We start from the raw sequence: 12,963 nt of genomic DNA on the forward strand, positions 1-12,963 counted from the left end.
GGGATGGGGGTCCGGGGGAAGGGAGGGAAAGAACCCTTTTCAAAGGGTTTTTCCCTCCCTTCCCCCGGCCGCCGGAGGCCCCTTAAATCAAATCTTTGCCGGTGGTTGTCAAGGCGAGGTTGCCGTGTTTGACGCCCTTGGTGGAGATGAGCTTCTGGCCGAGTTCCTTGATGACCTCGGCGTCGCCCTTGAGGATGATCACTTCCAGGCAGTTGAAGTGGTCGAGGTGGACGTGCAGCGAGGACTGGATGACTTCGTGGGAATCGTGCTGGATCTCGGTCAGCCGCTGGGACAGCCCGGACTTGTGGTGGTCGTAGACCAGGGTCAGGGTCCCGGCCAGGTCGCCCTCGGCCTGCTCCCACTCGCGCTGGACGAGGGTGTTGCGGATGAGATCGCGGATGGCCTCGGAGCGGGTCTGGTAGCTGCGCTCCTCGCAGTGCTGGTCGAACTTTTCGAGCAGGTCGGAATCCAGAGACACGCCGAATCGGATGGTCTTGCCCATAGTGTCCACCACTATCTGGGGATGGTGATTTCCCACAGGTTTACCGTGGCGTTCTGGCCGCACAGGGCGACCTTTTCCACGGTCAATTTCCTTGTCTCGAACCCCTCGTCCGCGAGCCGTTCCCAGACGGGCCGGGACACGGTGCGCACGGGCTCGCCGATCCAGATGCGCCCGTTTGGTGCGAGCGCGTGGCGGAAGAGCCGGATGAGGGGATCGAAAAATCGTTTTTCATAGAGCACGTCCCCGCCCCAGATGAAGTCGAAGCCGTGCGGCCGGACGGCGGGATGCCGCCAGTCCATGAGCAGCCACAGGGGTTGGGGGACGTCGTTCAGCGCGGCGTTGTGCCGGGCGAAGCGCACGGCGGGCCACTCGTAGTCGAAAGCGGCCACGTTCGCGCCCACCGAGGCCGCGATCAGGCCGGTCAGGCCGAGGCCGCAGCCGATATCCAGGCAGGTTTTGCCATTGAGCCGGTCCGCGTTGCGCAGGATGTGCCGCCCGAGCAGCACGCTGGCGGGCCAGACCTCGGCCCAGTACGGCAGCCGTTCGTCCTCGTCCAGGTCAGTGTCGTCCATGGCGTCCCACAGGGCCTCCATGTCGGCGGCGCGGTCGAGCAGCCAGACGCGGCCTTCGACCTCGACCTCCACGCGGGAGCCGGGATCGGGTGCGACAAAGCCCTCGGGCAGGCCGGATTTGGAAGGTGCAACGCTCATACGCATCGGTCAGGTTACCCCTGGTTCGTGTCATGGTCAACCACCATCGTAATACTTTCTGCATCACGCCAAGAAAACCAGTATGACTATATGGAATACGCATTCGCGTTCAATCACCCGAAAATACGGAGCTATTTCACACGCCGCCCCGGGCCGTTCGTCAGCTTTTTGGCGGATTCTTCCGTCCGTCGGCAAATACGGATGAAGACCTTGAAAGTGTCATTATTTTTACTGTTTCCAACAAAATAATCCCATGCTAATAGACTGGCGATCACACACTCGGAAATACCCCCTTTCGAATCAAGGAGAGAGATATGATTCCCAAAGATCTGTTGTATGCGAAAACCCACGAATGGGTCATGGTCGAAGGCGACGTCGCCACGGTGGGCATCACCCACTTCGCCCAGGAGCAGTTGGGCGACCTGACCTTTGTGGAGCTGCCCGAGGTGGGCGACACCTTCGAGGCGGGCGCGGAGATGGGTTCCGTCGAATCCGTCAAGGCGGCCAGCGAGATATACGCCCCGGTGACTGGCGAGGTCATCGAGGTCAACACCGAGCTCGAGGACGCCCCGGAGAAGGTCAACGAGGAGCCGTACGGCGCGGGCTGGCTGCTCAAGTTCAAGATCAAGGGCGACCCCGAAGGGCTGCTGGACGCCGAGGCCTACGCCGCGGTGGTCGAATCCGAGGCCCACTAGCAACGACGCGACAGGGCCGGGGCACACGTCTCGGCCCTTTTTCTTTCCCCAATAAACCAGCAGGTTTCATCATGCCGTTTGTACCGCATACCGAAGACGAAGTGCGCGAGATGCTCGCCACCATCGGCGTGGACTCCGTGGAGGATCTCTTTGCCGAGATCACCCGGGACATGCGCCCCAAAAGTTTCGACATCCCCGAGGGGCTGAGCGAGATGGATGTCCTCTCCAAGCTCGAGGCCCTGGCCGCCAAGAACGCGACCAACAGCGTCAGCTTCCTGGGCGCGGGCTTCTACGACCACTACATCCCGGCCGCCGTGGACGCCCTGACCATGCGCGGCGAGTTCTACACCGCCTACACCCCGTACCAGCCCGAGGCTTCCCAGGGCACGCTCCAGGCCATCTTCGAGTACCAGACCGCCGTGACCCGGCTGCTGGGCATGGAGTGCGCCAACGCCTCGGTCTACGACGGCGGCACCGCCCTGTACGAGGCCCTGATGATGGCCGTGCGCAAGACCAAGCGCCGCAAGATCGTGGTCTCCGAGGCGCTCAACCCCATCTACCGGGTCATGCTCGGCTCCTACACCTCCAACCTGGACCTCGAGTTCGTCACCGTGCCCCACAAGGACGGCCGGACCGACATCGAGGGCCTCAAGGCGGCGCTGGACGACTCCATCGCGGCCGTGCTGGTGCAGAACCCGAACTTCTTCGGCTCCATCAACGACTTCACCGAGCTGTTCGCCGCAGCCAAGGCGGTCAAGGCCGTGTCCATCGTGTCCGCCTACCCCGTGCTCCAGACCCTGCTCAAGACGCCGGGCGCCATGGGCGCGGACATCGCCGTGGCGGAAGGCCAGTCTCTGGGCCTGCCCCTGTCCTTCGGCGGCCCGTACCTCGGGATCATGACCTGCACCAAGGGCATGATCCGGCAGATGCCCGGCCGCATCGTGGGCAAGACCACGGACACCGAGGGCCGCACCGGCTACGTGCTCACCCTCCAAGCGCGCGAACAGCACATCCGCCGCCAGAAGGCCACGTCCAACATCTGCTCCAACCAGTCCCTGTGCGCCCTGCGCGCCTTGGTCCACATGTGCGCGCTCGGCGAACTCGGCCTCAAGCGCGCGGCACGGGTGTCGGTGGAACGCGCCCACATCTGCGCCGAGAAGCTGACCAGTATTCCCGGCGTGACCATGCTGACCAAGGGGGCCTTCGGCAACGAGTTCGCCGTGACCCTGCCGGTCAACGCCTTCGAGGCCATCGCCAAACTGAGCGAGCGCGGCTTTGTTCCGGGCTTCCCGCTGGGCCGGTACTTCGACGGACTGGAAAACGGCCTGCTGGTGGCCTGCACGGAAAAGACCAGTGAAGAACAGATCGGCATATTCGCCGAGATGCTGCGAGGTGCGCTGAAATGAAGACCATATTTGAAAAATCCGTAGCCGGACGCGAGGGCTGCTGGCCCTGCGAAGGCATGGCCGAAGAGGCCTATATTCCCAAGGAACTGCTGCGCGACGGAGAGGTCGGCCTGCCCTCGGCCTCCGAGCTCGACGTGGTCCGCCACTTCACCAGGCTCTCCCAGCGCAACTACGGCGTGGACGGCAACTTCTATCCGCTGGGGTCGTGCACCATGAAGTACAACCCCAAGTTCACCGAAGTGGTCGCGGCCATGCCCGGCTTCACCCGGCTGCATCCGGTCCTGCCCCAGCTCAGAGGCGCGGGCGGGCTGTGCCAGGGGGCGCTCGAGGTCATGTACGAGACCGAATCCCTTTTGAGCGAGATCACCGGCATGGCCGCCTTCACCCTGCACCCCATGGCCGGGGCGCACGGCGAACTGACCGGCGTCATGCTCATGGCCGCCTATCACAAGGACCGGGGCAACAAGAAGACCAAGGTCATCGTGCCCGACTCGGCCCACGGCACCAACCCGGCGTCGGCCGCCATCGCGGGCTTCGAGGTGGTCTCCGTGGAGTCCAAGGACGGCATCGTGGACCCGGCCGCCCTGGCCGAGGTCCTGGACGACGAGGTCGCGGGCATGATGATGACCTGCCCCAACACGCTCGGCCTGTTCGAGAAGAACCTGCCCGAGATCGTCAAGATGCTGCGCAAGGTCGACGCCCTGCTCTATTACGACGGGGCCAACCTAAACGCCATCATGGGCAAGATGCGCGTGGGCGACGTGGGCTTCGACATCGTCCACCTCAACCTGCACAAGACCTTCGCCACCCCGCACGGCGGCGGCGGACCCGGCTCCGGCCCGGTGGGCGTCAGTGAGAAGATCATTCCGTTCCTGCCCATCTCCCGCGTGGCCAAACGCGAGGACGGCCGGTACTTCCTGGACTACGACCAGCCCAAGTCCATCGGCTACGTGGCCCCGTTCTACGGCAACTTCGGCGTCTACCTGAAGGCCTACGCCTACATCCTGCGCCTGGGCGGCAAGGGGCTGACCCGGGCCACCGAGAACGCGGTCCTGGCCGCCAACTACATGCGCAAGCGGCTGTGCGACCACTTCGAGGTTCCATACAACCGCATCTGCATGCACGAGTTCGTGGCCTCGGCGTCCAACCAGGCCAAGAAAGGCGTGCACGCGCTCGACTTCGCCAAGGGGCTGCTCGACAAGGGCTACCACGCGCCCACGGTCTACTTCCCGCTGATCGTGCCCGAGGCGATCATGATCGAGCCCACCGAGACCGAGAACAAGGAGACCCTGGACCGGTTCTGCGATGACCTCATCGAACTGGCCGGGCTGGTGGATTCCAACCCCGAGGCCCTGACCTCGGCCCCGGTCACCCTGCCCGTGACCCGGCTGGACGAGACCAAGGCCGCCCGTTCCATGGAGCTGACCGATGACTTATGATCTCGTGGTCATCGGGGCCGGTCCCGGCGGCTTTGACGCCGCCGTGGAAGCGGCGGGCTTCGGTCTGTCCGTGGCTCTGGTGGAAAAGGACTTCCTGGGCGGCACCTGCCTCAACCGAGGGTGCATCCCGACCAAGCTCTGGCTCGGCGCGACCTCGGCCATCGAGGAGTTGCACAACCAGGCCCGCATGAAGGTCGCCTCGGGCGAGGTGACCGTGGACTTCGCCGGGCTGCAGAACCGGGTGCAAAAGCACCTGGCCGGCACCCGCAAGGCCATGGCGTTGCAGCTCAAGAACCTCGGCATCGAACTCGTCGAGGGCACGGGCCGCCTGTCCGGCGACCACCAAGTCACGGTGGCCACGGCCGACGGCGAGCAAAACCTGGACTACAAGAAACTCGTGGTCGCCACCGGCTCCAAGCCCGTCTTCTTCCCGGGCCTGGAGCCCGATGGAGACTGCGTGCTCGACTCCGACATGTTCCTGTCCATGGAGACCATGCCCGAGTCCCTGATCGTGGTCGGCGCGGGCTTCATCGGCCTGGAAATGGCCCAGGTGGCCCACCGCTTCGGCTGCAAGATCACCGTGGTGGACGCCATGGACCGTGTGGCCCCGCTGGAGGACCCCGAGGTCTCCAGGGCGCTGGCCTCCGTGTTCAAGCGCTGGAAGTGGGACATCCGCCTGGATGAGCGCGTGGCCGGCGTTCTGACCAAAGACGGCAAGGCCGAACTGACCTTCCAGAACGGCGACAAGCTCACCGCGGACAAGGCCCTGGTGGCCGTGGGCCGCGGCCCCGTGACCCAGGGGATCGGCCTGGAAGAGGCTGGCGTGGAGCTGGTCTTCAACCAGATTCAGGTGGACGACTACCTCATGGCCGCGCCCGACATCTACGCCATCGGCGACGCCAACGGCCACATACAGCTGGCCCACGCGGCCTCGCACCAGGCCCACTACGTGGCTCGGCACGCCGCCGGGAAAACCCAGGGACCCTACGCCTGCCCGGCGGTTCCGAGCGTGCTCTACGGCGCGCCCGAGGCCATGCGCGTGGGCAAGATGGAGAACGAGGCGTTCCTGGCCGACTTCGACACCACCGAGGTCTCCGTGGCCCAGCTCGCGGCCAACCCCATGGCCCAGGCCCACGCGGCCACCCAGGGGTTCGTCAAGGTGGTCTGGTCCGGAGGCAAGGTGGTCGGCGTCACCGCCGTGGGCCATGACGTGTCCCGGCTGGTCACCCCGGCGGCCATGATCGTGCAACAGGGCTGGACCGCCGACGACGTGCACTCGATCATCTTCGCGCACCCGTCCTTGGACGAAGCCCTGCTCATGGCCCTGACCGCCGAACGAAGGAAGATATAATGATCCTGGACGTCCTCGACAACGCGGGCCTGTACGCGGGTCTCAACCCCCGCTTTCCCGCCGCCTTCGCCTTCCTGCGCAGGCCGGACCTGGCCGAGCTGCCCGTCGGACGGATCGACCTCGAGGACGGCCTGTACGCCGTGGTGGCCAAGGGGCCGGGCCGCAAGCCCGAGGACGCGCTCATCGAGACCCACGACCAGTACATAGACCTGGCCTACGTCATCTCCGGCACGGACAGCATCGGCTGGAAGGCCCGCCGCGACCTCGGCCCGGCCGTCGAGGCCTCCGACCCGCGTTCCGACGTGGCCTTCTACCAGGACAAGCCCACCCACTGGGCCGAAGTCCTGCCCGGCATGATCGCCGCCTACTTCCCCGAAGACGCGCACATGCCCATGATCTCGGACGCCGAGATCCACAAGATCATCATGAAGGTCCGCGTGTAAACGCGGACCTTTTTGGTCTCCGACGGCTGGGGGAAGGGGAAGGAAAACCCTTTGAAAAGGGCTTTTCTTCCCCTTCCCCCAGACCCCCATCCCCTTCCTTTCCTAAACTTTTTGTGCCGCTTCGCGGGGTGCGGGCGCTTGGGTTCGGCTTATCTGAATGGGGCCCTCGGAATATGTGGCTGGTGAGTTCGTTGTAGCCCGTCTAGGGTGAGAATACCCCGACCACCAACCGAGAAAGGAGACGCCATGCAGGACCAACTGAGCCACTACGAGAACAAGCTGCGCTGGGAGATCGATTCCTGGGATCTGAACGAGAGCCGCAAAGGCGGGCAGAACGTCGTGGTCATCGACGCGCGCGGCGCGTCGGCCTATGACGCCGAACACATCCCCGGCGCGGTCAGCCTGCCCCACCGGGAGATGAACGAGGCGTCCACCGCCGGGTTCGACCGCGACGTCCTCTACGTCACCTACTGCGACGGCATCGGCTGCAACGCCTCCACCAAGGGCGCCCTGAACATGACCCGCCTCGGCTTCACCGTGAAGGAACTCATCGGCGGCCTCGACTGGTGGAAACGCGACAATCACCCCACCGAAAAAGGCGAGGCGCCCTCCTCCATAGGCTGCGCCTGCTGACAACTTCCCGCAACGAGCATCACCTGTTCCCGCACGCCGTAAGGCTTTCGAGAGTGGGTCAGCCGTGCATTTTCTCCTGGAGAGCTTTCACCGCAGCGTAGCCGCCTACGTGAGGATGAAAGCCCTCCAGGAAAAATGTGCGAATGGCCCGCTATCGGAAGCCGCGCACAAGACGAAAAGACCGGCAGGCCAGATGGCCTGCCGGTCTTTTATCACCCCAGCGAAGTCAACGCCTGGGGGTTGTAGTCGCCGATGGCGTCGAGACGCACGGCGGCCACGCGCCGTTTTTCGAGCATCTGCATGACCGATTCCGGGTCGGCCCCGAGCAGGGAGCCGGGGATGGACACGGTGTTGGTGAAGTTGAGGCTGACCACGGCGTAGAGCAGGCGGCAGAAGGCGGACGGGAACTTGGGCCGGGCCGAGTTGTTGATCTCGATGCGCAGGGCGTGGGAGAACGGCATCCGGCTTCTGCGGAAGGCCAGGACCTCGCCGAAGCGGATCAGGGCGTAGCCGAACGGCGTGTACACCGAGAACCGGTCGTCCAGGATCTTGACCATGGGCTGCCGGGCCATGACCGCGACGGCGTTGATCATGGCCACGGCGAAGCCCGCCATGCTCAGGCAGTACACGGCGATCTTGAAGTTGTTGTCGTTGAGGAAATGGAACCCGGCCACGGCCAGGCCCAGGCAGAGGGCAGCGATGATGATGCGCCCCCTGAGACTCTGCCGGTTGGGAAAAATCTTGATCGGTACGTACATGCGTGCACCCTGTTTTCGGTCAGCATTGCGGCGGACATGGGTCCGCCCCGAAAGCAGGGACTCCTCCCGCGGGCGATGACGCCCGAGCCCCGGACACGGTCACAGCCCCCGCGCGGTCTCGAACCGCGCGGCAAAGGGCGGCGCACGCAACAGGCTGGCGCGGTAAAAACGGCTTTGATCGGGATCGTAAACGGACATGTCTGCTCCTCCTGATGGATGGGTCCACCGGAAAAGCAGCCGGAGCAAGTGATCAGACCATAGAACAATTTCCCGGAATACGCAAATACTGTATGCCGGACCTGTTCAGAAGACTAATGCAGGGCGCGCCCCTGGGGCTCCAGGGCGAAGAAGCCGCCTTCCTGGTGGGGCACTTCCAGGGCCATGAGCCCTTCCATGGACAGGTCCGGGCCGACCCAAAGGTTGCCCGAGACCTTGAACCCCTTGGCGATGCGCTTGGCGTGGTCCAGGGCGATGGACACCTGCTGGAGATAGAGGTCCTTGGGGAAGACGAACTCGGCGTCATGCTCCCAGTCGGGCCGGGGCTCGTCCGGGGGCCAGGAGATGGGGTTCTTGAGCCGCCAGACGACCGTGTCCGGGGTGTGGGAGACCATGACCCCGTCGTCGATGCCCTGGCAGGCCGGGTTGCCGCAGTCGCAGGTGTAGATGAAAAACTCGCCCGACATGGTCGCCGAGGTGACCAGGTCCACGGGATCGACGTACACGCCGACCTCGTGCAGGTACTGGCCGTCCACGGACAGGTTGAAGTCGATGTAGCCGTCCTCGGGATACTTCTCGTCCAGGGACAGGGTCACGGAAATGCGGATATCGTTCATGCGGTCGGTTCCTCGAAGTGCGATTGAGCGGCCTGCGGTGCCACTTCCCCGAGGCTAGCACAAAGGGCGGTGGGCCTCAACGGCTATCGGACGGCGCGCCCCGGGACGCCTAGGACTCCATGCGCCGCTGGTCCTCGGCGATCTCCGCCTTGACCGTGGCCGAATTGTAGGCCGCGTCGATGGCCAGCTCGGTCAGGGTGCCCACCACCCTCGGCTCCCTGCCGGTGGACAGCACCGGGAGCTGGGACACGCCCCGGTCCGTGATCTTGTCCAGGGCGTCCTGCAGGGTGTCGTCCGTGGTCACGGTCACCGGATTCTGCGTGGCCAGGTCGTGGGCGATGAGCAGGTCGTTAAGGCCCTCCTCGTTGAGCACGGCCCGCAGGTCGCGGAAGGAGATGATCCCGGTCAGGCGCATATCCTCGTCCACCACGTGCAGGTACGGCGCGTTCTCGGTCTTGAAGGTCCAGATGATGCTCGATAGGGTCATGGTCTGGGGGATGGTCACGAAGTCGCGGACCATGACCTCCTTGACCAGCATGTGCGAGAGCAGGTGACGCTCCCGGCCCGCCTCGATGTCGATGCCGCGCCGCAGCAGCTTGGTGGTGTAGATGGACGCCCGCCGGATGGTCGAGTTCATGACCGTGGCCGTGATGCAGGTCAGCATGAGCGGCAGGATGATGGAGTAGTCCGAGGTCATCTCGAAGATGATCAGGATGGCGGTGATGGGCGCGTAGGTGGTGCCCGCCACCAGGCCGCCCATGGCCACCAGGGCGTAGGCCGCGGGCGTGGCCGTGTAGGCCGGGAGCAGCATGTGGACCACGTAGCCGAAGGCCCCGCCGGTCATGCAGCCCATGAACAGGCTGGGCGCGAAGATGCCGCCCGAGCCGCCCGAGCCGAGGGTCACCGAGGAGGCCACGATCTTGACCACGATGAGCACGAGCATGAGCGCGAACGGGGTCTTGTCGAGCAGGGTCTCGTTCATGGCCCCGTAGCCCACGCCGAAGACCTGCGGGAAGACCGCGAAGACCACGCCGAGCACGGCCCCGCCGATGGCGGGCTTGATCCACTCCGGGATGGGCAGCCCGTCGAAGCGGTCCTCGAGCCAATACAGAGAATTGGTGAAGGCCAGGGCCACCAGGCCCGTGACCACGCCGAGCACCGGGTAGAACAGATACTCCCACAGGGAGACGATGGAATAGGTCGGGATATCGAAGTGCGGGAAGTCGCCGAAATAATATCGTGAAATGGCCGTGGCCATGACCGAGGACAGGACCACGGGCGAAAACTGCATGACCCCGAAGTCGCCGATGATGATCTCCAGGGCGAAGAGCACCCCGGCGATGGGCGCGTTGAAGGTCGCGGCGATGCCCGCGGCCGCCCCGCACCCGACCATGGTCTTCATGTGCACGCGCGGAATCTTGAATATCTGGCCCACGGACGAGCCGATGGACGCCCCGATCTGGACCATGGGCCCCTCGCGGCCCACCGAACCGCCCGAGCCGATGGTCACGGCCGAGGCGAAAATCTTGGCCGCCGCCACCCGCTTGCGGATGCGCCCGCCCCGGAGCGCGATGGCCTGCATGACCTCGGGCACGCCGTGCCCCTTGGCCTCGGACGCGAAATAGCTGACCACCAGGCCGACCACCAGACCGCCCGCCGTGGGCATGACGAGCTTCATCCACAGGGGCACGGTCCCGGCAAAGGTCAGCCAGTCGCCGGTGTTCTGGTAGAACACCCACTGCATGTATTTGAGGATCAGCTTGAACAGGACCGCCCCGTACCCGGCCAATCCACCGATGATGATGGCCAGGAACAGGAACCGGATGTTGGGTCGTCTGAGCTTGAGAAAGAGCGGTTCACTTCGGTCGGCCATTGAATCTCCAGATCGCTCCATTCGGCAGGTGTTGACAATGCGGGACCGGGGCCTATCTCCCTTGCAATGCAATACTAACCCGAGTTCCCCGGCAAGCGCAACGAATTGACCGGAAAACTTGAGCGCGGCCCGGAAAAAGGGTAAGCAAAGCCTCCCCTACGCACCCAATTCCCTTCACGGAGAAAAACCATGGCCAAATACGACATCACCCCCCTGACCCCGAATCCCGATTTCGACATGATGTATTTCATGGAGGTCGCGGGCGAAACCCGCATCGACGGCGACATGCTCGAAGACTTCGAGGAGTTCTGGGACAAGTGGGCGACCGAAAGCCTCAAGGCCTATGAACTGAAGAATACCGAGGGCGAAGGCAGCTTCGTGCTCATCTTCCTGGACCAGGCCGCCGAGGACGCCATCGAGGGCATCTGGCAGGATTCCCCGACCCACGGCCTGCTCTTCCACGCCCTGGCCATCACCATGGTCATGAGTTCGGCCCAGGGCTTCGTGCCCGAGCTGCAGGACGGCAAGTGCGCCCCCCTGCCCCGGCCGGGCGAAGGCGTCCTGGCGGCCTTCGACACGCTCGGCCTGACCTGGAACGAGGAAGGCTCGGTCAACCGCAAGTACGCGGTCCTCACGCCCTACCCGTACACCGGCGGGTGCGAGGTCTGCCACCTGAGCGACAACTGTCCCAAGAGTACCGTGAGGAAATAGCCATGAGCTTCACGGTCAAGGACGTTCTTTCCATCCAGGTCGCCCCGGCCCTCGGCTGCACCGAGCCCGTGGCCATCGCCCTGGGCGCGGCGTCCGCCGTGTCCCTGCTCCCCGGCAAGCGCTTCGACTCGCTGGAAGTGGCCGTGGACCCCAACGTGTACAAGAACGGCCTGGCCGTCTCCATACCCGGCGCGGGCGGCCTGTCCGGCCTGGACACCGCCGCAGCCCTGGGCGCGGCGGGCGGCGATCCGGCCCTGCGCCTGGAAGTGCTGCAGAGCGTCACCGAAGAGGACGTCAAGACCGCGAAACAAGCCCTGGCCGAAGGAAGGGTGCACGTCACCCTGATCAAGGACCGCCAGGGACTGCTCATCCGCTCCAAGGCGGTGGCGGGCGACGCGGTGGCCGAGTCGGTCATCGAGGGGCTGCACGACAACATCGTCTCCCTGACGCTGAACGGCAAGCCCGTGGAGAGCCCGCTCATCCGCGTGAAGGCCGACGGCGCGCCCTCCCCGGTGGCCGCCATGGAGGCGTGGCTCAAGACCCTGACGCTGAACGAACTCATGGCCCTGACCGACGAACTGGACGAGGACGACTTGGCTTTCCTGCGGGAGGGCGTGGACGTGAACATGCGCCTGGCCGAACAGGGCCTGAAGTACGGCCTTGGGCTGGGCGTGGGCAAGACTTTGGAGCGGCTCTGCCGCCAGGGCCTGATCAAGAAGGACATGATGCTGGCCGCGCGCATCCTGGCCTCGGCCGCCGCCGACGCGCGCATGTCCGGCGCGTCCCTGCCCGCCATGTCCTCGGCCGGGTCCGGCAACCACGGCCTGACCGCCATCCTGCCCATCTGGGCGGTCAAGGACTACGTGGAGGGCGTGGAGATCAAGGACGTGCTCGAAGCCGTGGCCCTCTCCCACATCGTCACCGCCTTCGTCAAGGCGCACACCGGCCGCCTGTCCGCCATCTGCGGCTGCTCCGTGGCCGCCGGGGCCGGGGCCACGGCGGGCATCACCTTTTTGCTCGGCGGCGACGCCCACCACATCGCCGGGGCCATCAAGAATCTCCTGGAGGACCTGGCCGGAATCATCTGCGACGGCGCCAAGACCGGCTGCGCCCTCAAGCTGGCCACGGCGGCTGGCACCGCGGTCCAGGCCGCCCTCTTCTCGCTGCAGGGCGTCAACGTCCACCACACCGACGGCATCATCGGCATCTCTTCCGAGGACACCATGCGCAATGTCGGGACCTTGGCTGTGGACGGCATGATCCAGACGGATCAAACAATATTGCAGATCATGCTTGAGAAGCGGTTCAATAACATTTAGCGGCTTCCGATAGCGGGCCATCTGCACATTTTTTCCGGCCGGGCCAATCCTCACGTAGACGGCTACGCTGCGGTTGCCCCGGCCGGAAGAAAATGCACAGCTGACCCACTCTCGAAAGCCTATCCCGAGCGCGGGGGACTGAGCCGCTGTCGGGTGCTGCGCACCCGAATCGCTCCAAAGGAAAAGACAAGGCCTTTGACTCTCTGTTGAGTCGAAGGTCCTTTTTTGCGCCCTGCCCCGCGAAGCGGCTACATAAAGTTTAGGAGGGAAAGGGGGATGGGGGTCCGGGG

The 12,963-nt window shown here is 64.8% G+C and carries 13 protein-coding genes; 8 read left to right on the top strand and 5 right to left on the bottom strand.

The window, feature by feature from the left end:
- Window positions 1-82: 82 nt before the first annotated feature.
- Together nikR and AB6M95_RS18195 are read right to left on the bottom strand one after the other, a co-directional pair.
- Window positions 83-502, bottom strand: coding sequence for a nickel-responsive transcriptional regulator NikR (nikR, locus tag AB6M95_RS18190; protein WP_319583866.1), 420 nt, complete (start codon window positions 500-502; stop codon window positions 83-85).
- A gap of 11 nt (window positions 503-513) precedes the next feature.
- Complete coding sequence (locus AB6M95_RS18195) at window positions 514-1,212, bottom strand: class I SAM-dependent methyltransferase (protein ID WP_371388168.1); 699 nt, start codon at window positions 1,210-1,212, stop codon at window positions 514-516.
- 314 nt (window positions 1,213-1,526) lie between these two features.
- Between AB6M95_RS18195 and gcvH the strand changes: the two genes are divergently transcribed.
- From gcvH to AB6M95_RS18225, 6 genes are all read left to right on the top strand, one after another.
- Entirely contained in the window at window positions 1,527-1,907 is a 381-nt protein-coding gene (gene gcvH / locus AB6M95_RS18200; protein WP_371388169.1) for a glycine cleavage system protein GcvH, read from the top strand.
- Window positions 1,908-1,978: 71 nt separating this feature from the next.
- Window positions 1,979-3,313, top strand: a complete 1,335-nt coding sequence (gene gcvPA, locus AB6M95_RS18205; protein WP_371388170.1) for an aminomethyl-transferring glycine dehydrogenase subunit GcvPA — start codon at window positions 1,979-1,981, stop codon at window positions 3,311-3,313.
- Complete coding sequence (gene gcvPB / locus AB6M95_RS18210) at window positions 3,310-4,752, top strand: aminomethyl-transferring glycine dehydrogenase subunit GcvPB (RefSeq protein ID WP_371388171.1); 1,443 nt, start codon at window positions 3,310-3,312, stop codon at window positions 4,750-4,752. Before gcvPA ends, gcvPB begins: the two co-directional genes overlap by 4 nt.
- Window positions 4,742-6,103: a dihydrolipoyl dehydrogenase family protein gene (locus AB6M95_RS18215; RefSeq protein WP_371388172.1), complete on the top strand. Its 1,362-nt coding sequence runs from the start codon at window positions 4,742-4,744 to the stop codon at window positions 6,101-6,103. The genes gcvPB and AB6M95_RS18215 overlap by 11 nt, the downstream gene beginning before the upstream one ends.
- Window positions 6,103-6,546 (top strand): NanQ anomerase/TabA/YiaL family protein, encoded by a 444-nt coding sequence (locus AB6M95_RS18220; protein ID WP_371388173.1) that lies wholly within the window; start codon window positions 6,103-6,105, stop codon window positions 6,544-6,546. Before AB6M95_RS18215 ends, AB6M95_RS18220 begins: the two co-directional genes overlap by 1 nt.
- A gap of 246 nt (window positions 6,547-6,792) precedes the next feature.
- Complete coding sequence (locus AB6M95_RS18225) at window positions 6,793-7,179, top strand: rhodanese-like domain-containing protein (protein ID WP_371388174.1); 387 nt, start codon at window positions 6,793-6,795, stop codon at window positions 7,177-7,179.
- Between the two features lie 212 nt (window positions 7,180-7,391).
- Here the strand turns inward: AB6M95_RS18225 and AB6M95_RS18230 are convergent, their stop codons facing one another.
- The 3 genes from AB6M95_RS18230 to AB6M95_RS18240 form a co-directional block, all read right to left on the bottom strand.
- Window positions 7,392-7,937, bottom strand: coding sequence for a hypothetical protein (locus tag AB6M95_RS18230; RefSeq protein WP_371388175.1), 546 nt, complete (start codon window positions 7,935-7,937; stop codon window positions 7,392-7,394).
- Between the two features lie 311 nt (window positions 7,938-8,248).
- A complete protein-coding gene (locus AB6M95_RS18235; RefSeq protein WP_371388176.1) occupies window positions 8,249-8,770 on the bottom strand; it encodes a hypothetical protein in 522 nt (173 codons plus the stop codon).
- Window positions 8,771-8,879: 109 nt separating this feature from the next.
- Entirely contained in the window at window positions 8,880-10,643 is a 1,764-nt protein-coding gene (locus AB6M95_RS18240) for a chloride channel protein (RefSeq protein WP_371388177.1), read from the bottom strand.
- 189 nt (window positions 10,644-10,832) lie between these two features.
- Here AB6M95_RS18240 and AB6M95_RS18245 point away from each other — a divergent pair, with 189 nt between their 5' ends.
- A complete protein-coding gene (locus AB6M95_RS18245) occupies window positions 10,833-11,354 on the top strand; it encodes a hypothetical protein (protein ID WP_371388178.1) in 522 nt (173 codons plus the stop codon).
- Between the two features lie 2 nt (window positions 11,355-11,356).
- Entirely contained in the window at window positions 11,357-12,673 is a 1,317-nt protein-coding gene (locus AB6M95_RS18250) for an L-cysteine desulfidase family protein (protein ID WP_371388179.1), read from the top strand.
- The last annotated feature ends 290 nt before the right edge of the window (window positions 12,674-12,963 follow it).

It is taken from the genome of Pseudodesulfovibrio karagichevae (assembly GCF_041414475.1).
GTDB lineage: Bacteria > Desulfobacterota > Desulfovibrionia > Desulfovibrionales > Desulfovibrionaceae > Pseudodesulfovibrio > Pseudodesulfovibrio karagichevae.